The organism is Alicyclobacillus fodiniaquatilis (genome assembly GCF_042678105.1).
Classification (GTDB): domain Bacteria; phylum Bacillota; class Bacilli; order Alicyclobacillales; family Alicyclobacillaceae; genus Alicyclobacillus; species Alicyclobacillus fodiniaquatilis.
The window spans coordinates 22023-42521 of sequence record NZ_JBHUCX010000099.1 but is presented as its reverse complement, the minus strand read 5'-3'; the positions used below and the strand labels follow the sequence as shown (position 1 = coordinate 42521).

Annotated in this window: 17 protein-coding genes; 8 read left to right on the top strand and 9 right to left on the bottom strand. The window is 52.8% G+C overall.

Annotated features, from left to right (window positions below; translation table 11 throughout):
- The first annotated feature begins 60 nt into the window (after positions 1-60).
- The 3 genes from ACFSB2_RS23925 to ACFSB2_RS23915 are packed head-to-tail and all read left to right on the top strand — an operon-like array spanning position 61 to position 1560.
- Positions 61-423 carry a DUF2089 domain-containing protein gene (locus tag ACFSB2_RS23925; protein WP_377945625.1) on the top strand — a complete coding sequence of 121 codons (363 nt, stop codon included), beginning with the start codon at positions 61-63 and terminating at the stop codon, positions 421-423.
- A gap of 5 nt (positions 424-428) precedes the next feature.
- Positions 429-1391 carry a DUF4097 family beta strand repeat-containing protein gene (locus ACFSB2_RS23920; protein WP_377945624.1) on the top strand — a complete coding sequence of 321 codons (963 nt, stop codon included), beginning with the start codon at positions 429-431 and terminating at the stop codon, positions 1389-1391.
- Between the two features lie 37 nt (positions 1392-1428).
- The gene (locus tag ACFSB2_RS23915; protein ID WP_377945623.1) at positions 1429-1560 is read left to right on the top strand and encodes a hypothetical protein; all 132 of its coding nucleotides are present in this window, start codon (positions 1429-1431) and stop codon (positions 1558-1560) included.
- Positions 1561-1592: 32 nt separating this feature from the next.
- On the opposite strand, the gene ACFSB2_RS23910 is transcribed toward ACFSB2_RS23915, so the two are convergent.
- The 3 genes from ACFSB2_RS23910 to ACFSB2_RS23900 form a co-directional block, all read right to left on the bottom strand.
- Positions 1593-2375, bottom strand: a complete 783-nt coding sequence (locus ACFSB2_RS23910) for an SDR family oxidoreductase (RefSeq protein ID WP_377945622.1) — start codon at positions 2373-2375, stop codon at positions 1593-1595.
- 163 nt (positions 2376-2538) lie between these two features.
- Positions 2539-2826 carry a hypothetical protein gene (locus tag ACFSB2_RS23905; protein ID WP_377945621.1) on the bottom strand — a complete coding sequence of 96 codons (288 nt, stop codon included), beginning with the start codon at positions 2824-2826 and terminating at the stop codon, positions 2539-2541.
- A gap of 86 nt (positions 2827-2912) precedes the next feature.
- Positions 2913-3461 carry a peptidylprolyl isomerase gene (locus ACFSB2_RS23900; RefSeq protein ID WP_377945620.1) on the bottom strand — a complete coding sequence of 183 codons (549 nt, stop codon included), beginning with the start codon at positions 3459-3461 and terminating at the stop codon, positions 2913-2915.
- Between the two features lie 139 nt (positions 3462-3600).
- Here ACFSB2_RS23900 and ACFSB2_RS23895 point away from each other — a divergent pair, with 139 nt between their 5' ends.
- Both ACFSB2_RS23895 and galU read left to right on the top strand, forming a co-directional pair.
- A complete protein-coding gene (locus ACFSB2_RS23895) occupies positions 3601-4554 on the top strand; it encodes an aldo/keto reductase family protein (RefSeq protein WP_377945619.1) in 954 nt (317 codons plus the stop codon).
- Positions 4555-4755: 201 nt separating this feature from the next.
- A complete protein-coding gene (galU, locus tag ACFSB2_RS23890; protein WP_377945618.1) occupies positions 4756-5649 on the top strand; it encodes a UTP--glucose-1-phosphate uridylyltransferase GalU in 894 nt (297 codons plus the stop codon).
- 84 nt (positions 5650-5733) lie between these two features.
- Here the strand turns inward: galU and addA are convergent, their stop codons facing one another.
- From addA to ACFSB2_RS23870, 4 genes are read right to left on the bottom strand one after another with little or no spacing between them, the layout of a single operon-like run.
- Positions 5734-9504: a helicase-exonuclease AddAB subunit AddA gene (gene addA / locus ACFSB2_RS23885; protein ID WP_377945617.1), complete on the bottom strand. Its 3771-nt coding sequence runs from the start codon at positions 9502-9504 to the stop codon at positions 5734-5736.
- Positions 9501-13082 carry a PD-(D/E)XK nuclease family protein gene (locus ACFSB2_RS23880; protein WP_377946001.1) on the bottom strand — a complete coding sequence of 1194 codons (3582 nt, stop codon included), beginning with the start codon at positions 13080-13082 and terminating at the stop codon, positions 9501-9503. The genes addA and ACFSB2_RS23880 overlap by 4 nt, the downstream gene beginning before the upstream one ends.
- A gap of 5 nt (positions 13083-13087) precedes the next feature.
- A complete protein-coding gene (locus ACFSB2_RS23875) occupies positions 13088-16222 on the bottom strand; it encodes an AAA family ATPase (RefSeq protein WP_377945616.1) in 3135 nt (1044 codons plus the stop codon).
- A gap of 25 nt (positions 16223-16247) precedes the next feature.
- Positions 16248-17507 (bottom strand): metallophosphoesterase, encoded by a 1260-nt coding sequence (locus ACFSB2_RS23870; protein ID WP_377945615.1) that lies wholly within the window; start codon positions 17505-17507, stop codon positions 16248-16250.
- A gap of 193 nt (positions 17508-17700) precedes the next feature.
- Between ACFSB2_RS23870 and ACFSB2_RS23865 the strand changes: the two genes are divergently transcribed.
- Positions 17701-18429, top strand: coding sequence for an MFS transporter (locus ACFSB2_RS23865; RefSeq protein WP_377945614.1), 729 nt, complete (start codon positions 17701-17703; stop codon positions 18427-18429).
- 81 nt (positions 18430-18510) lie between these two features.
- Here the strand turns inward: ACFSB2_RS23865 and ACFSB2_RS23860 are convergent, their stop codons facing one another.
- Both ACFSB2_RS23860 and ACFSB2_RS23855 read right to left on the bottom strand, forming a co-directional pair.
- Positions 18511-18975, bottom strand: a complete 465-nt coding sequence (locus ACFSB2_RS23860; protein WP_377945613.1) for an SRPBCC family protein — start codon at positions 18973-18975, stop codon at positions 18511-18513.
- A complete protein-coding gene (locus tag ACFSB2_RS23855) occupies positions 18972-19289 on the bottom strand; it encodes an ArsR/SmtB family transcription factor (protein ID WP_377945612.1) in 318 nt (105 codons plus the stop codon). The genes ACFSB2_RS23860 and ACFSB2_RS23855 overlap by 4 nt, the downstream gene beginning before the upstream one ends.
- Positions 19290-19562: 273 nt before the next feature.
- On the opposite strand from ACFSB2_RS23855, the gene ACFSB2_RS23850 reads away from it, so the two are divergent.
- Together ACFSB2_RS23850 and ACFSB2_RS23845 are read left to right on the top strand one after the other, a co-directional pair.
- On the top strand, positions 19563-19757 hold the full coding sequence (locus ACFSB2_RS23850) for a hypothetical protein (RefSeq protein ID WP_377945611.1): 195 nt from the start codon (positions 19563-19565) through the stop codon (positions 19755-19757).
- Positions 19754-20499: hypothetical protein (locus ACFSB2_RS23845; RefSeq protein ID WP_377945610.1), on the top strand; the 746-nt coding region annotated here is incomplete at its 3' end. The genes ACFSB2_RS23850 and ACFSB2_RS23845, both read left to right, overlap by 4 nt.

Genomic DNA, 20499 nt, shown 5'->3' with positions numbered 1-20499 from the left:
TATTTAATTATTGAATAAGATATGTTAATATCAATCTAAATATTATTTAGAGGTGAGTTAATGGAACGTCAAGTCCCACTACGTTGTCCTGCTTGCGATTCCATGATGCAAGTCACAGAGTTGACCTGCACAACCTGTGACACACGCGTGCAAGGACACTTTTCTGTCAGCCCGCTCCTGCATCTGACCGCACAACAGTTGGCCTTTGTCGAAGTGTTTGTTCGCTGTCGCGGGAACATCCGCGAGGTGGAACGAGAACTGAACATCTCTTACCCAACCGTGCGCGCCCGTCTGGACGAAGTCATTCAAGGGCTCGGCTATCAGACGACAGCGGCAGAGATGGAAGGAATCGACGTCATTCAACAGTTTGAAAACGGTGAGCTCAGTTTCGAGCAAACACTGGATAAATTGAGAAAGGGTTGAATCCTATGCACGAACGACGTAAGATCCTCGAACTGGTGGCACAAGGAAAGTTAACGCCCGAACAAGCAGAACTCCTCCTTGAAGCGCTACAAGACAACGCGCCGCCGAAAACAGACAGCAAAATTGCCTGGGACAAGGCGACGGCAGAGTTGAAGACACTGGGCTCGCAAATGTCGAGCGTTGTGGCGCAAAGCATGTCCGAGCTGCGACGCGGTTTGGAAACCAACTTGAACAATCTATCTTTTCGCGAACATATCGCCGCCTCGTACGAGCATGAGTTTGCACCCACCGTTCAGTCGCTGCGCATTGAAAGTCAAAATGGCCGCATTCGCGTCCAACAATGGACACAGCCGCACATTCGCATTTATGTGCAAGCTGATGTGCGCGCAGACGAGCAAAATCGGGCGAAAGATATTCTCACGCAAGCCGTCCAAATCTCCGACACTGACCACGATGCCAACATTCGTTTTCTCGATAGATGGGAGGGTACGCGCATCCATGGCGGCCGCATTGACGTCTATATGCCGGAACAGATTGAAAACTTGGAACTCGAAACAAAGAACGGCTCCATTTTTATCGATCACACCCGCGCGGACAGCATTGAACTCGACACCTTGAATGGCACCATTCACATTCAGGCCGCCCATGCGCGCACATTGCGGACAAAGACCCAAAATGGCGAAATCCACCTTTATGACACCATTGCCGACTTCACACAGCAGTTGCACGCGGAATCAAAAAATGGCGCCATCAAGTTGCGCGGTTTGCCTACATTCACAGCCGTGCACGGCCAGGCGAAAACGAGCATCGGCACCGTCCATGTCAAGCACGCAGGGTATACCGCATATTACGAGCAGGAGCATCGCAAAAATGCGTGTACGTTCAAGCCGAATGATGACACGCTGTTCAGCGAACCTGTGACTTCTGTATATTTGGAGACAAGGAATGGGAATATTACCGTGCAGTAATTCCAATTTGGCGATATAAGACCAAGGAGGATGGACTGTGCGCACTTCTGAACTCTATTTTGTCCTCGCCATTTTGTTTGCTGCACTCTTGACTTGGCGTCTGACAGGAACATTTCGCAAAACAATGAAACAGCCTCGCTCCGTTCGGGATGACGAGACAGATGAATAAGCGGGATCGACAAGAGGCGGCAGAACAAAGAATCAGTTCTCCGCCTGTTTTTTTGCGCGCATATCGTCCTCTGCCACCACTTCACGCGCCCCTGTGACTTCCATGACCGTGCCGTTTATCTCTTGGCTATCTGGATGACAAAGCCAGGCCACCGTCCGTCCGACATCCTCACCGACTGGCGGACGCAATCCCGACTCTGTCACTTCACCCCTCACATCGGCAAACGCACGCATTTTGTTCTGGCCGCGAATGTCCCCAGGGCAGACCATATTGGCGGTAACGCCATAATCGCGCTCTTCGCGCGCGACCGTTCTCGTCAAGCTGACAAGCCCGGCCTTTGCAGCCGCGTACGCCGAACGATACCGCCAACCGCGCGCGCTGCCCACGCCTTCATAACCTAGCGTCACAAAACGGCCAAACCGCCGTGTGCGCATCTCCTGCACCAGTTCGCGATACAGCCAGAAAAAGCTCGTCAGATTGCCGTCGAGCACGCGCCGCCACATATCGTCATCATAGTCCGCCAACGCTGTCCGCTCGAATACAAATGGCCCAAAGCTATGGACCAGTGCGTCGACGTGCGCGAATGTGCCCTTTGCGATGGCAACCGTCTCCAACACCGCCGCTTGATCAAACAAATCACACTGCAATGACAGCGCACGCCTGCCAAGCGCGATAACGTCGCGTTCGAGCGCCTGGGCTGAAGTTTGACTCTTGCCATATGTAAAACACACATCCCAGCCATTTTGGGCAAGTGCCATCACCATCGCGTGCCCGAGCCCTTTACCTGCGCTGGTGACCAATGCCACACGTGACATGTTCGCTCTTCCTCCTCCATCGGCAGAAAACCCGGTGTTAGGCCTGCCCGTGCTGCATGTGCCGCGCTCCGCCGGCATCACGACGAACAGGCCTGTCCCAGCCATATCTTAAAAACAGGGAACTGACTCACGCAGCCAGTTCCCTTTCACATACCATGAACATTTACCACCAATATGGACCATAATACCAAGGACTTAAAGCCAGCGCGAAAGCCCAAGGAATAAAAAACAACGGCCAAAACACATGTTCCGCGTCCAGCTCTCCACCAGCCTCACCAAGCGTCTGGACCGTTGCCTGCTGCGCCGCACTGGTGAGTTGATTGCCGTTCGCCAGACGCAAATACATGCCATTGTCGTCCACATGATGCAAAATGCCGCGATGCACACCGTAACGTGAACGAACCACGACCGGCCGCCCAATGTGCTGGTGTGCCAAAGATCGAATAGACATCAGTAAAAGCCCCCTCCCTGCGCATTTGCTTTACATTACGGCGCAAGGCGAGGGGACGCGTGGACAGTTGTACTGATTGTGAGAAACTAGGCGTCGTACTCGATAATTTCCACCGATTGAATAACCGTCGGCTTGACCGGCTTGCTCTGTTCACCCATTTCGCTCCGCTCAACAGGTTGCCCAGCAATCGCCAACACGGTATCCATCCCAGCGCTGACCTTGCCGAATACGGTGTAATTCGGCGCTTGATTCAATCCCTTGCTGTGCTCGCCTGTACAGACAAAGAATTGCGATCCGTTCGTATTTGGACCAGCATTCGCCATTGCGACAATGCCTGGTTGATACGGATGAGCCGGGGGCAATTCATCCCTGAAACGATACCCCGGTCCGCCGCGACCCGTGCCTGTCGGATCACCGCCTTGAATCATAAATTCCTTGATGACGCGGTGAAAAATCACATCGTCAAAAAAGCCGTCACGGGCGAGAAAAACGAAACTGTTGACCGTCATCGGCGCCTTATCCGCCAACAGTTCTATTGTAAAGTCACCTTGATCCGTATGTACGATGGCTTCATAGCGCGCGCCCGCTTGCAGTTGCATTTCTGGCGCTTTCTCATACTGCTTGTTCTCTGCCAAATCACAACACCTCTATCTGTCGCCGAACCCTATCGGCCTGTAGTGCTCCTAGCTTACCACAAGCATGTTGCCCTCGCCATGTACGCGCTTGCAGACATTTCGCGCGAAGAAGTACAATGGCCTAGGAGGTGGAACCAATATGGAGTATCGCAGACTTGGCAAGAGTGGACTCAAAGTATCGGAAATCGCATTGGGGAGTTGGCTTACATACGGCACCGTCACAGAGAAGGAACAGGCCATTCTCTGTGTCAAACAAGCGTATGATCTCGGTATCAACCATTTTGACTGCGCAAACGTATACGGTTCAGCACCACACGCCGCTGAAGCGGTCATGCAAGAAGCGCTGCAACCTTATGCGCGTGACAGTTACATCATTACGACAAAAGCATATTGGCCGGTTGGTCAAGGCCCAAATGACAGAGGGTTAAGCCGGAAACATATCTTTACGCAAGTTGAGCAGAGCCTCAAAGCACTTGGCGTCGACTATGTCGACATCTTCTATTTCCATCGTTACGATGAAAATACAGATTTAGAAGAGACACTGCGCGCAATGGACGATTTAATTGCCCAGGGAAAAATTCTTTACGGCGGTTTGAGCGAGTGGCCAGCGGATCGAATTGCGGCTGGTGTGCAATTGCAAAAGGAACTGCGCTTGCGTAAATTCGCTGCAAGCCAACCTGTTTACAACATGTTCAACCGCTATATCGAAAAAGCGGTCATTCCAATTTGCGAAGACGCCGGCATCGGTCAAGTGGTTTTCTCGCCGCTCGCCCAAGGCATCCTGACCGGAAAATACCGCAAAGGACAACCCGCGCCAGCAGGTTCGCGCGCGGCTACGCCTGAGGTGAAAAATTTCCTTGAAAGGTCCTTGACTCCTGAAACCTTGGATAAAGTAGAACGTTTGAGCGAGATCGCCAATAAAGCTGAACTGAGTCTGTCGCAACTGGCATTGGCGTGGATTCTCCGCTTGCCAAACATCTCCAGCGCGCTGATTGGCGCAAGCAAACCAGAACAAGTCACGGAGAACGCAAAGGCGTCGGGTGTGAAACTGGACGACAGTATCATCGCTGAAATCGAAACACTGCTGGCATAACCATCGATATGATTTTGAAGGCGCCTACCCATGGCGCCTTTCTTCAATTTGCCGACTCAATTGACTTTATGCCACGCGCTTTGGCATAGCTGGCATTTTGGTTTATGATTATGCAGAATACGGCAAGTGCGTGTATAATCTCTAATATGTGAAAACAACAGTAACATAATCTGTAAGTGAAATACGCCAGGGGTGAATCATATGAAAGTGCGCAAGGCGGTCATCCCGGCTGCCGGGTTCGGTACGCGTATGCTGCCAGCCACGAAAGCTGTGCCAAAAGAAATGTTGCCAATCCTCAACAAACCCTGTATTCAATATATCGTCGAAGAAGCGGTATACGCAGGCATTGAGGAAATTTTAATCATTACAGGTCGCGCCAAAAAGGCAATTGAAGATCATTTTGACAGATCGCCTGAATTGGAATTGCATCTCGAACAAAGCCGCAAGGCAAATATGTTGACAGAAGTCAAAGCGATTTCCGATCTCGTCGACATTCACTACACGCGTCAGAAAACGCCGCTCGGCTTAGGTCACGCTATTCTGTGCGCCAAATCGTTTATTGGACAAGAGCCGTTTGCCGTGCTGCTCGGCGATGACATCATCCAATCGAACGCACCTGTCACACGTCAATTGATGCAGCAGTACAGCGATGAGAAACGCGCTTTACTGGGCATTCAACCTGTGCCTAGCGCGGATGTCTCGAAATACGGCATCATTGAGTCAAATGAGCCCAATGCCAAGCAAGATGAGGTCATTCAGGTCAAACGGATGATTGAAAAACCAAGCGAAGCAGAAGCACCGTCAAACTTGGCTGTGCTTGGACGCTATGTGTTGCCGTCCTCCATTTTTGATGCACTTGAAGAGACACCCATTGGTCATGGGGGCGAACTTCAACTGACAGATGCAATTCAAAAATTGGCGGCGCAAAATTTGGTGGATGGGTACCAATTTACCGGGATCCGACACGACATCGGCAATCTTGAAGGATGGCTCAAGGCCAATCTTTCATTTGCGCTTGAAGAACCCAAGCTGGCGGAGTCAATCCGTGGATGGCTTTCAGATGAACGCATTCGCAGTCAACTCGCTGCGCTGTGATGTTAAGTCATCAGCCCCGCATCGCTTGTGGCGATGCAGGGCTTTCATGTGGGTGCTGAAATCATCAAACTAGCCGCTCATCATTCAAATCTCCGTTTGATGAGTGGTCATTTTGCGTTGCAATGCTACAAACACATCTGGCAGACGCATCGGTGGCACTTCAATGGCTGTATCCGCGCGGACAAAGTACAGATATGCCCGGACGGGCTTGGTCCTTGTCAAAGGCTTCAGCGCTTCAAGATACGTCGCCACTTGCGCGGTGTACTCGTTTGCCTGATTGACCGCCTCAAGCTGATTGACATTGTCCGTTTTGTAATCAATGACAACCCACTCGTGCTCCTCCTCTATCAGGCAATCTATCACCCCTTGCACCACAATCGGCATTGTTCCATCCTGTTGGTGAACAGGCACGTCAATGCGATGAAAAAATGGCTGCTCGCGATAAATGTGCACAGCTTCCCGCATGCGTTTGCCTAATGGCGATTGCAAGAAATTCGTCGCTTGCTGCACGTTGACCACACGAGCTGTCTCTTCGGCCAACACCCCTCGTTTCACCAAGTCAGCCAATGCTGCCATCACATCGCTTGGCGTGTCGCCAATCGGCAGCGGGACACGCTGCATAAATTGATGAAATGCTACGCCTTCTTCCCGCGGCGTCGTGGTGTCTGGCCGGACAAAAACCGGATCCTCCAGCAAAGACGCAGCGGCGCCGCGCGCTGGACGCTGTTTGTCGTTTTGCATCAAGGCGACATGCAACCTCCGCATGTCTGTTGCCGATACCTTGCCATACAGCGATTGCACCGCCTCTTCTGCATCCTCGATGATGTGAATGGACGACACATCTGTTGCAACTGCGGCCGCATCGGCGATCAATTGATACCAATCCTGAATGGCCTCATCCGCGGCCGATGTGTCTTCGCGCTCCACATTTGGCAAATTCGGATTGTGCATTTGTGCGTTATCGTCGACATACACCTGAAAATGAACGTCCCCCGCTTCTGTGGACCACACATGCCTGTCCCAAACAGAACCATCCAGCAGGCGATGCACCGATTGTGCCTTGGGGTGGCGCAAAAAAACGGGTAACAGCCAATCCATATAGGATTTTGCCTGCATGAACGCGCCAGGCAAAAGCGCCTGTCTATGCTGGTCATGCGCATATAAAGCCACATCCAATTTTTTAACCAGATCTTGCGCCGACCCTACCAAAATCAGCCGCTCCCTCGCACGGGTCAACGCGACATAGAGTATACGCGCCTCTTCCGCGAGTGTAGCACGCCGTTCTGCGTGCGAGACAGCAATGGAAGACATGGTATGCCAGCGCTGTTGCGTGGCTTGATCATAAGCCACGATGCCCACACCGTACGTGCGGTTCAAATACATGTCCTCTTGTGTCAATCTAAACTGTTTGCCTAGGTCTATGACAAACACCACCGGAAACTCAAGCCCTTTACTGCGATGGATGGTCATCACCTGCACAGCGTCCTCTACGGTTGGCGTGGCTGCGCCAAGGTCTAAATCAGCCGCATCCTCTCGTTCACATTGCTGGACAAAACCAAACAAACCCGCATAGCCGGTTCGCTCATCATACGCGCGAGCCACCTTGAGCAGTTGTGCTACATTCGCCCGGCGGGCTTGCCCCCTGGTCATGCCGTCAAAGTATTGAAGGCATTCGGTGTCCACCACCACTTGCTGCAACAGCTCACAAACACCGACACGACGGGATTTCACGCGCCAAAGCGCGACACGCTCACATACCACATTTGCCGCGCTCTTCAACGCTGCCAACGCATCTTTCGAAACGGAGGGTAACAACGTTTCCAATTCTTCGCCAGCTTGACGCCGAAGCTTATTCAGTGCATCCCAAAACGACCCCCGATGTACAAGGCGAACCGCAGCCAACATGTTCTCATCCCATCCGCACAGCGGGGAACGCAAAAATGTGACAACCGCGACATCGTCCTGTGGATTGTCGATGACGCGCAATGCCGCCAACAGCCATTTGACTTCCAAGGCGTCGTAAAATCCTGTGGACGTGCTGGCCGTCGCATCAATCCCCCGTGCGCGCAGGACATCTAACACCGTGTTGAGCGCGCCTCTGCCGGATCGCAACAATACAGCGATATCTTTCGGAACAATTGGCCGCATGAGCCCGAGCGACTTGTCCCAGACTTGAACGTTGTCCTGCGCCAACATCTCATTGACGCGTCGAGCCACGACTTGGGCCTCACGCTCAATGGCGGACAGATCTACTTGTTCGTTCGTCTCGGATGATTCATCATCCACCTCATCATCACGCGTAGATCTTTCCATCAGGTGAACCTCTACCAAAGCAGCATCGTCTGTAGCGGCTCTGGGATAGCTCGCTGCGCTGACCATGCGTGCGTGATCATCATAAGCAAAATCGGTCGTCTCTTCGCGAAACAACTGAGCAAATGTAAAATTGATAAAGGAAACGATCTCGCGCTGACTGCGATAATTCTCAATCAGATCTATCGCCAATCCGCCTTGCCCAGCCTGATACGCCCCGTAACGGCGCAAGAACAGCCCAGGTTCGGCCATGCGGAAACGGTAGATGCTTTGTTTTACATCGCCAACGGCAAATAAATTGTCCTGGTTTTGTGTCACAATGTCCACCAATGCATCCTGAATCGGACTGGTATCCTGGTACTCATCGACAAACACATGGCGAAAGACATGCTGCAACCGCGTCGCCTCTCCAGCGTCCGGGTGCTTCAATACAGCGAATGCCAAATGCTCTAAATCGTTAAAATCAAGCACCCCATGCGCCTGTTTATGCGCCTCGCTTTCAGTCAACAAGTCACTTGTCAACTGACATAGCATGTCGACATGTGGTGACAACTGCACCACGTCGGCAAGCAGCGCCGACTCGCCACGCACGACAACTGCCGCAATTTTTTTGATGATTTTGTTGCCTGCTTCGCGCAATGACTTCACTTGCTGTGCCTCGCTGCCTTTGTAACGAGTGCTTGGCGATTTGCCCGAAATCCAGAAATACAATGCATCCGCTGCCGCATCGATATCCGCCGCGTTCACGGCGGTCTTCGCTTGCTGCAACCGCGCACAGGCCTCCTGCAGCCACGCGCTGTATTTCTCAAGTTCCTCAATGTGGAAGGCGATCTCAGCGGCACGTGTGAAGTATTGATCCGCCATTTCGAGATTCTCGTCTATCCACGCATAGAACGGAACCGCCAGCGGCGTATCCGCCAGTTTATCCGGATTTGCAGGATACGCTTTTGCGACTTGATGCAACCATTCATTAGGCGAAACCTGGCTGCGAGCCAACTCATATAGACGCAGCAAGACGCGAACCAAGTGACGGACATCAGTCAACCGCAACTGGACCATCATCTCACGCACCGCATGGCTCGCTTCACCCGCGAGCGATTGCTCCACAATCCGTTCTGCAATGGAGATCAACTGCACACGGCGCTCATTCTCGTCCAACAGGCGAAAATTTGGCGCCAAATTGAGCAAAAGCGCGTTGCGTGACACGATATCCAGACAAAAGCTGTGAATGGTGGATATCTGCGCTTGCCACAAGGCTTCTATCTCACGGCGCAGGCGGGCGAGTTCCGATGACGCCTGCCGTTTTTGGGCTTCTGCCATGCGCGCATGCAAGCCATCGGCGAGGCGCTGTCTCATTTCCCCTGCCGCCGCTTCCGTAAACGTCATGACCAGAAAATGTTCAATATGAAGTGTGGCATCTGCCTCCAGCAACTGCAGCACACGTTCCACCAACACCGCTGTTTTGCCGGATCCCGCCCCAGCCGAGATCACCAAATTGCGATTTTGCGTCACAATGGCTTGCGATTGCGCACTAGACCATTTCAAGAGGATCCCTCCTTTGTTTCAGACACAATTTCGTCCATCCGCTTTGGCTGAAGCCACCTGTACACCGCTCGATGATCTGTCGACTCAAAGTGGCAAACACCTTGAAACGGACATGTCCTACAGGCAGTGTCTTGGTGCGAGTACAGATATGGTCGAACTGGGATCTCTCCAGCCAACAGGCGTGACGCAATTTCGCGTATGCGCGTCAATGTCAGCGTGATCACTTGCTCCCACTGCGCTTGTGTCCAAACTTTGGCCTGTTTGCGCAACGTCTGATCCTGTTTGTAGACCTCTGCGAACAGATCTGATTTCCCTGCCTGCAGCGTATCATCCATCGCTTCGATGGCGTCTCCATCCAGGTGCATGTAACCTTCGGCGCGCAAAGCGCGTCGCAGTGTCGTCAAGGCTGCATCCTTTGCAAGCGGCGTCTGTGCAATCGGCAATTTGGCCAACAACGGCATATAAAACGCGCCAGCCGGCTGTGGCGCCCCGTCTTTGCCCAAGTAGGCTTGAACAACCGCAGTGTACAAAATCAGTTGCAGTTGCAGGCCATAAAACATACGGGTGGCATCGAGGCGTTGCTTGGCCCCGCTCTTGTAATCCATGATGCGAAACCACGTTGTCGCACCGTCCTGATAGGTATCCAGGCGATCCACCCGACCACGTAGTTGAACTTCTGCGCCATCTTCCAATGAGAGCGAATAATGAAAGTCATCCCCTTGAATGCCGAACGACCATTCCAACTGCTTGGGCCGAAATTTGCTGTGACACGCGTGCAACCAGAGCACCTCTGCAATCGCCTCTAACTGCAACCGCAAATCGAGCGCTTTTGCCAGGCGACTGGGCCGCTGTTGAAACAATGCATGCTTTGGTGTCTCCAACTGTGTTTCAAACACCTGCTTGGCCAAATTGACCATCTCATCACGCGTCAGTGTCTCAAACTGCACATTTCCCGTTCTTTCCTGGTCCACCAGTGCAAATACCGTATCATGCAGCAAATTTCCGACATCGGACGCCTGCATGCCATTTAACTGCAATGGTTCAACATTCAAGCCATAGCGAAGGAAGTAGCGATATGGACACGCCGCATATGTCTCGAGACGGTGTACGCTGGTGCGCAGCGGCTGTCCGTACAACGCAACAGCTCGCGCTGTGTCGATACACCCTGTCGGCAGGTGATGATAGAATCCCTGCAATGCCCTTTTTAACACCGCTTGGCGCGCCTCTGTCGCGGTAAACCAGTGTGCGATGGCTCGCATGCGCGGTTTGCCAAGCAACTGTGACACAACTGCTGGTGATTTGTCTTGCGCCAACTGTTGAATCATCCACTCAACCGCCGTCGAGGCGCGAATGACAGAGACTTTTTCCTCGTCTTCCACGCCGATGATGGCCCCCGTGTCGACCATTTCGCTGTTTGCGCCAAGCATGTCGCGCAGGTGTAGATAGTACGGCGACGGCTGCCGCTGTGCACCGCCGTTCATCGACGCAAAGCTGACGGTCAAGCGCTGTGATGCGCGCGTAAACAACATGTATGCAGCGGCGCGTTCTGCAGCCATCAACTCCGTTGTCGTCCATCCCAATGGCACCCCGAACAAGTGATGGAACATTTCACGCTCCTCGTCTTGCAGCAACCCGCTCGGCGAGATTTTGGCAGGCAAGGCGCGCTCGTCCAACCCCAGCACAAATACGTGCTGTTTGGTCCACATATGCGCGTGCGCGTATGTGCTGATGAACACCTGATCCACACCGCTCGGAATACTTGTTTGCCGTTCACCGACAAACGCGTCGCGCACAAACTCAAATAGCTCTTCACGCAAAAAAGACGCATCTGCATACACGCTCGACAAATCGTTCAAAAGGGCGACCACCTGCTGCCACGCTTGCTCGTGTTGGCTGGCCAACAGCGGGTTGCGCTCACCGTCCTCACTGACGACCAGAGCGGCGACCTTTTCCTTCGCCCCCACGCCTGTAAGCAAATCCCATAGCGCATGCGCCAACTTGGCTGGCGTGACAATCGCACCAGCCAACGCTTGAGCGAATGGTTCCAGCACTGCGCGCAATTCGTCTCGCAACTCCATCGCGCGCGCATCCTCGCGAACTGCATAGGCCATCCGAACTTCATCTGCTTGATCCGCCGTAAAGCGCCAGGATGTATCTGTCAACCAGTTTGACTCACCAGACACGTTATATCTCCGAATATAGATATCCAACCAATCCGCATCCCGCTCGGACAGCGGACAATATTCAGTGCGTAACAGCCGCGCGATGGCATCCGCCGAAAATTGGTCAATGATAACGCGCATGGCAGCAAGACAAAGCTGACCGAGCGGGTGAGCCGCAAGCGGCGGGAATGCATCTATCGCGTGCGGGATCCCCCACTGCGTGAAGGCTTCCTGCAAACGCGGGCCATCCTCAGCAAGGGATGGCACCAATACCGCAATATCCCGGTAACGGATCTCACCGTTCGCAACCGCTTGTAAAATCGCCTGCGCCGCGGCTGCAGCTTCACCTTGTTCATCGGACGCCTGCCAGAAACGGACACTTTTGGCGACATCATCGGACGCTGGCACAGACCTGTGAACCACGCCGACAGCACGTTTCAAATTCGCTTCGATCTCGGCTAGCGCTTTGGTCTTAAATCGTTGTGTTTGCGAAAACACCTCAACTTCAAATGGCAAGTTTGCTTCCGCTAACCGCTCCACCAATTGCAGGTACGTGTAGGCGGCTGTTGGCACATGTGCGGCAAGCGAATCTGAAATTGCAGGCAACAAACGCGCAAGCGGTTCTATGACAACTTGTTTGGATAGATAAGTGGCTTTGTTGTCGCGCGCTTGCAACACAAGGGGTTCAGACAGTGGCAGTACGAACGTCATTCGCTTCACATGTTGAGCAAGCGCGATGCACAAAGCGAACTGTTGCGGTTCCAGTGCCATAAACCCATCTATGTAAATCTCAGCCTCCGATAGCCAAGGAATCGATGCGACCACTTGCGCCGCATCATGGAAGCAACGAGCGGGATCAAAAAAAGCGCGTTCGTCGAGCGCTTCTCTGTAGCGGACGTAAAGCAAGCACAAGTCATGCAGTTTGCCGATGAGCGAACGCCCTGCATTTGTCCGCATTGTCGGCAAGTCGGCTTCCAAAGATGCCGCCGCTGCCTCCAAAGCGCCCTGAAGCGCATCTAAATCAACTTGAAAACGAGTCATTTCATCAAACACTGCCAGGACCATCTCATGAAAGCCGCTGTTCGCTTGCACGCGCTTCAGTGGTCCAAGCGCATCACGCACCTCTTGATACACCGAGGCAAACAACAGTCGTTTGCCAACGGCATTGATGGATTGCAACTGGTTGACACCGGCGCTGCTGCGCACGCGTTCCGCCAAGCGGGTCATGGTAATCACTTCGGGGCGGAGTACAGAGTGAACTTGCTCCATCAGCATTTGTTCAGCGGCAAATGCAACGTCATCCGGCACCACCCAAAAGATTGGCGCTCCCAACGGTTTTTCTGCTGTTGTGACACGCATTTCTTCGACAACTTTCCATGACTTTCCGCTCCCAGTGGGCCCCAGCCAAACGCGCACGTCTGTCAAACCAATTCCTCGCTTTCGTTCACGATGCTCACATTGTGAACCACCTTAGATTGAAACCTGTCTTTTAAGAACCGCTTGTGGCAAGTGAGATAAATAATCGGCTGTTGTTCAGCTTCCATGGCTAATACTTCGAGCATCTGCTCTGTACGGTCATCATCGAAATTGACGAGTGGATCATCCAAGATAACAGGCAAAATAACGCCTTGTGTTCGATATTGACGAATCACAGCCAAGCGCAAGGCCAGAAAAATCTGCTCACGCGTGCCTCTTGATAAACGATTCAAGGCCCAGCTTTGTGAAAATGAATCAATCACGTACAGATTCTGCAATCCATCACTGCTGAGCGGAACGCCGATTCGTCTGTACTTGCCGTGAGTGATAAGCGACAACAATTCACTGGCGTTGGTGAACACAGGCGAGTTTTCCCTTGCCTCAACCAGCCTTCGCGCGGCCCGGCTCAACGCGCGGGCCAGCGTCAACGCTGCAAACGACTGCTTCAATCCTTCCGCTTGCCCCGACAATTGCGCGATTTGCCAGCGCAAGGACGCGCCGTCTTGGCTCGTCTCGCTCGTGGTCAAGGCGTGATTGACCTGCCACAACGCCTCCTGTGTCTCCTTCACTTCGGCCTCTAGTCGCTCAAGTTTGTTCTGCAGTGATGTTTGCTCCAGTTGTATCACGCGATGTGAATTGGACTTCACATGCGCGACAACACGGGCTGCAAACCTTTCACTGGCACAAGCGGATAACAGGCGGTTGCGGACAGTTTCCAGCGATTTGTGCAAGTCCAACCGCTTCTCTTCACGCTCTAAAACCTGTTGAAATGCCTGCTCATCAGAAACGTTCAACTGCCGAAACACGGACGTGATTTTCTCTCGCAATTCCACTTCAACGAGACAGCGATTGTCAATGGCTGTCTGCAAATGCGCGAGATTTGCCTGAAGCGATTGCCGTCGCATCGACTCCTGCAAAGCCTTTTCCGCCAACTCCATCCATTGATGTACATGTGCGTGTAACTGAGCGAGTATATCAACGGCAACCTCCGATACATCCGGTGTGACTAAGGCGCCATCCATCAAACCAAGGTCAAACGGTGGCTGCGCCTGTTTGCGCAGCCACTCTGCAAACGCCTCGCTAAATCCCGTCCAAGCCTGTTGGGCCTCGTCCATTTTTCTTCGCGCCAAATCACGCTTGTCCCGCCACCTCACATACATTCGACAAGCCTCCGAGATTTGCCGCAATTGCGCCGTTGTCCACAGCATACCCGAACTGCCGTGTTGAGCCAATGAAGCCTTGTACGTCTGTTCATACGACAGCAAATGGCGCTGCAGTGCTTCGAGCTCCGTTTCACGTAAGCGCCGTTGCGCCAACGCGTCTCGCCAAGAGGATACGCTGGCCAAGGCGTGATCGACCTTGTGCAATTCGTCAGTCGAAGTGTGCACTTGCTGCTGCAGGCGTTGCAATAACGATCTCGCCCCCTCTTCCGACCAGTCCTGCCAGCGGATGGTCGAGAGACGCGGCGTGGGGTGCTGTTTTTGCACACTGCTGCGCACATGCCTAGACTGCTGCCATAAGAGCCAGGCGAGCAACGCCAACGCGGCTGTCAAAAACCCGCTGACGAGCAGCCAATCCCGTTGGAACGCCTCCACGGCAGCACCGGCGCCTAAGAGCAGCACAGCAGCACCAGGCACTCCCATGTTCGCCTTCGCTACCCCGCCTGCGTTTCCAGCCAAAGACGGCACATCCGCCAACCAGTCTGTCACGCGCTGCGCGTCTCTTTGCACGGCCTCTCGCCGTTCTTTGATTGTACTCATCTGCTGATAAAGTGCTTGCATCGAGTCTTTTGGCGTTTCCAAAGGCCGATTTGCCCGTTGCGCTGCGCAGTAGTCTTCTGCCTGCTGCTTTTGCTGTTGTTCCCACGCAGTGGCAAAATCGAGTTGTTGTTTTGCATCTTGCACTTCTCGCACCTGCGTCTCCCACGCCTGCGCAGCCTCAAAGAGCCCAGCCGGCAACTCGTCTCGTCCGCCAAAAGACAAAATTTGTTCGTTTGTCCAAGTGCCGGGCACCTCTCCCCGCACCCGCATGAGCTCCCGTTCCGCCTCATCGACAGCCTGCTGCATCTCACGCCATTCGGTCAACACATATTCCATGCGTGTCAACCGCTGATTCCACGTTTCAAGATCACCGCGCACGTCTATCCAAAAAGCCGGTGTGGACAGCGCTTCAAGTTGCTCATTCATCGCCGCCAACTGTGCATTTTGCTCCTTTTCCAGCACAGCTGCCTGTTCCAATTCCACAAGCCACACCGCGGCTTCCGACCAAAGCGAAAATGCGCCTGTCGGGCATGCCCCCAACGCCGCCAAAGCCTGTTCCAACTCCACAAACGCCAAGACCGTGTCCCACAACTGAAGCGAACTGCAGACAAAGCGATAAGCGATGTCAACCTGTTTCATCTCCTGCGTCAGTTCCGTCAACTTCAGCGTCAACGCATGCTTGGTATTCACCGTTTGTCTGTACCACTTTGCGTGATCGTGACTTTCACGCAATTGCCGAGTCAATTCGGCCTGCTTCCGCTGCAGGGCATTCAGCACAGGTTTGCTCGCCCGCTTGCTCGGATTGTAAATTTCCTTGGCGCGTTTCTCCAAATCGTTTTCGAGCGCATACGGATTGATAAGCGGCGCCTGTAAGCCGAACAGTTGGCTGGCAAGTGTCGAAGGCGCATTTGAAAAATCCACCAAATCAGCCAATTGCACGGTAAAAAACGTTTCGTATAAAACTTGCTCAACACTGGCCAATTCGGGAAAAGCGCGAACAAGTTCAGCTTGTCCGGTCGCCTGTGTTCCATCCGCAAACGTCAGTCGCGGCGGACGGCGCCGCGCAAGACTCCGTTCGAGCGTCAGCAAAGAACCATCTTCCTGTGCCAAACGCAATATCACGTGCGCCCCTGTGTCAAGCGACGGCCCCCCCTCTGCCAAGTGAACCTGGCCAAACAGAGCGCCGCGCAAGGCTGCCAACAGACTCGTCTTTCCCGCTTCATTGGGGCCGTAAAGCACGTTGAGCCCGAAGGTGGAAAAATCGAGCGTGGTTCCGTGATATGGCCCTACTTGATCAATCCGCGCAGATTTTACCCGCATGCTGTTTCCTCCATTCTACCAGCTCTCAAACCGGCTGTTCCGCATTCATCGCACTTAACAGAATTTGTCTGGTCTGCATGATCACATCTGCCTTTTGCTCCGCCCCGCTCGCCAGTGTTTGCATGACCAGCTCTGCTTCTGGAGAGTCCAGCTCTGTGAGGATCTCAGCGATGAAATCTTCCGCGTTTGCATCCATCTGCTCCAGCAACCGCAAAAGCGCGCCGACATAGCCATCTGACTGTTCCCAGACATGCCAATCCAATTCCGCTTGACACGCCGTCGTGTAGCGATGAATCCACAGCGGCCACCCTTCGTCATCGGCGGCCGCTTGTAAAACAGTGCCCGTCTCTGGGTTTGCGTACAGCGCATGAAGCGGGGTGTAGCCATGTAGATGAAGATGTATAACTTGCGGTGTGCTCGGAACAATCCCCCGATAATAAGCGCGAATGGACTGCCACACATCCTCTAATCCTTGACTGTCACTGACATCGATGGATATTTTCGTCCATTCGACGCCTGCGGTCGGGACAAAAGTCGCCACACAGGGCTTCGTCGCCTCGACGTCGATCAGCGCCACACCGTGTGCGCCAGTCTCTGAACTGTCTCTGCCCTGCGGTGCGCCGGGATAGAGAATCAACGGATGCTGTGGATGCAATTCCGCATAGCCGTGCAAATGACCAAGCGCCCAGACGTCAAAACTGCTTTGTTCGGCCAATTGACGCACCGATGCCGCTGCATAAGCGGCATGACGGCCGGAACTTGGCCCCACCTGACCGTGATAAAGGGCAACTGCCACATCGATGGTCGGCATGCGATGAAATTGAGCGACCTGCGCACCGTACAGTTCTGATGACACATAACTAAAGCCACTGAATTGGACGTTTAAGCTGTGAATTTGCAAGCAGATATCCTGAACATCGGTTGTGTTGTCAGGCGCAGCCAACACATGCACATTTTCCGGCCAGGCAAAGAGCGGCGCGCGCATGCTTGCGTCATGGTTACCATGCGTCAAAACCACCATAACGTCTGCCTTCGCAAGGCGTTTGAACTGGCGCAACGCTTCGTACTGCGCCGACACCGGCGGATCCGGCGCATCAAACAGATCCCCCGCAATGGTGACCACATCGACATGTTGTTCCAACGCCACATCCACAATGCGCGCCAAAACTTCGTCAGCCGCTCGCTGTAATATCGCCGTCCAACTGTCCGGAACCTTTTCGTACAACCGCGTAAAAGATGCGCCTAAGTGAAGATCAGCCGTATGTAGGAAGCGAATCCGCGACAAAGTCATCCCTCCGAAACCAAAACACATGTTCGCGTTGATTTCGACGTCCAGTCACATAAATCCTTGTTTCAAACGAACATTCGTTCTAGGAGACATGTGAAAAAGCTCTCTAGTCGCACACCACGATGCACAATTGGGTGTATGCACACATATAACGAGTTAAATCACAATTCCGAAAGGAGACGGCACGACGATGCAAAGCAGAACACTCTCTCACGTACCAACTCGTCAGATTTCTGCCGCCCGAATTTTGACATCGTCCGGATTTGGCTTGCTGTTTGACGCTTTTGATGTAGGCCTTTTGTCTTATGTCTTGGTTTCACTGGCCAAACAATGGCATTTGTCGCAAACCACCACTGGACTGATCGGCAGCGTCAGCATGATAGGCATGGCCGTCGGCTCGGCATTTGCGGGTTCGCTGGCAGACAAATTCGGACGCCGTAACATTTTTCTTTGGACGCTTTTGATTTACAGTGTGGCCACAGGATTATCGGCGCTTGCCACAGGTGTCGGCATTTTCTTTGTCCTGCGGTTCTTCGTAGGGTTGGGCCTCGGCGGCGAACTGCCTGTCGCAACCACCTATGTGTTGGAGTCATCGCCAGAAGCCGTGCGCGGGCGACGCGTCGTATTTCTGGAGATGTTCTGGGCATTCGGCTCCCTGGTCGCAGCGCTCATTTCGTTCTTCGTCATCCCATCTGCAGGTTGGCGCATTGTATTCTTGATTGGCGCCATTCCAGCGCTGTACACCATCATATTGCGCTTGGCTCTGCCAGAAACGCCGAGATACCAAAACATCAACAAGCGCCCATCCATGGTTTCGGCGCTCAAAGAAGTGTGGAGTGAGGGAATCGCCAGACGCTCCGTCGTAACGTGGATACTCTGGTTAGTCAGGAACCAATTGGGGGTATTACATTTATCCTAGCGCACCAGGAAGCCACGTCACCACGCCCTGCATGTCAAAGATTTCGCAAAGAAAGATATAGGACACGCCGATTTTGTCTTGTTAATCAGCAACAATTGGCGGCAACGCTTTTCCGGTCTCCATATAGGTCTTCAAATTGCTCAAAATTGCCGGCCAGCCGTTGTTGTATCCGTAGAATCCCTGGCCTTCCTCAAACCAATCTTCTGGCAGTAAGTTCTCATGTTTCAAAGTGAGCTTCACGGTCGTCTCATCTATGGATTCAATGTCGAACGTGACGCGCGTGGGCTCTTCTCGCTCCGTGACATCACCAGGAACACTCCATGTGTACGATAGATGCGTGTAGGGATTGGCCGCCAGCACTTCACCGAACACATCCAAGTCTCCATTCGGTCGATGGTAATGCACAGGCGCGCCAACTTGCCAATCTGATTTGATGCGTCTACTGAAGAAATATTGAGACGTAAACTCCCCCTCCGTCAGTGCGCGCCAGAGTTTTTCCGAAGTGGTTGCAATATATGTCACATAGAGATAGGTGTTTTGATTCATGTTGGTTCATCCTCCTCAAGTTTGGTTTTTAGTGCATGCAATGCTTCCATTTGCGCACGCTCGTACTTGTGAATCCAGCGCACGAAAATCTCGTGAATGGGGACTGGATTCAGGTAATGATGCTTTTCTCTCCCCCGCCACTCTATCACCACCAGACAGGCCGCTTCCAGGATTGCAAGGTGCTTTGTCACAGCCTGCCTGGTCATGTTGAGGTGTTCGCACAGTTCTGTGAGGGTCTGTCCATTTTTTGTGTACAATGCGTCAAGCAATTGTCTGCGGCTGGCGTCCGCCAAGGCTTTGAACACGTTATCCATGTGCCCATTATACGCAACCAACCGGTTGCATATCAAATGCTCGAATGGACAAAAGAAATATAAGCGCCTGCAGCTAGAACTCGTCATCCGCACACGCTTTTCCCAAGGTGAAACATAAGATAATCCATGATGCTTTACGGACGGAGTGGGGTTATGAATGAGTCTACACAAGTCACGAAATCAGATCTGTTTCACGACGCCATCCTCCTCATTACAGGACTCGCGTTGTTTTTCTTTTTCTTTTTCATGCCCTCGTAAAGGAGTTGAACACCAGTGCGTATCGACAACGCAAATCAAAACGAGATCAATCGAGCCACCAACAAGATCCGGGATGCGTTTGGTATCGTATCTGTCACTGGTGTTTCCATATTGACATTGTATGCCATCGTTAAGTTGACACCTGTGTGGAAACGGTCGCTTGACGAAGTGACTCAAGCACGTACATCCAAGACGGTGAGACAAAAATGAGCTGGTTTCCACAGGTATCGCGCGTCCAACTCGGACAAATTCTCGGACTGCTCTTCGTCCTTGGATACATGGATATCAATGTCGTCACTTTTCGAGCAAGTCAGTTTTCATTCGTCGTACGAGGTCCCTTGTTTACCAGATTGACAGCGGGGGGTCCTCGTTATCTACGAAATCCCGCCAACTCGCCCCGAAAAAGCATTCCGGCAAAAGCCTATATGCAAATAGAGGCGCTTCTCGCCTTTTTGCTTTTTACAAAGCAAGCATATGTCAAGAATCCGACCGTCGTTGGCGCTGGCATCGTGTATTCGATTCAATCCGATTGGTTCCACTTCCATGCGTTAGAGCGCATGCTTGAGGAAAGAAAGCACAATCCTCTTGATCGAATTATCCTCACGCTCCTCAATCTAGGCGTCGGCTGGGGACTGATGCAAAACACATTTGGCATCACAGGAACCGCCATTGCACCGTTTCCTTATTCATTAGGCTTTTCCGTAACATCGACCTTGCTGCAAAAAGCCAATTACAGTCCGTCTTCGCCAGGACTTACAGCCCTGCCGAATGGCGGGCCTATCTACAAATTATTCAATCCAATCATCGGTTTTCTACTTGTCATTCAACAGTTGTACATTTACAGCGTTTCCATCGGCAAAGGCGGCAGCATTGTTCTCGGTGTTGCGGGAGATCTTCTCACACTGAAGAGCATCCCCAAACTACTAAACGACAAACCTGATCAACAGGACGA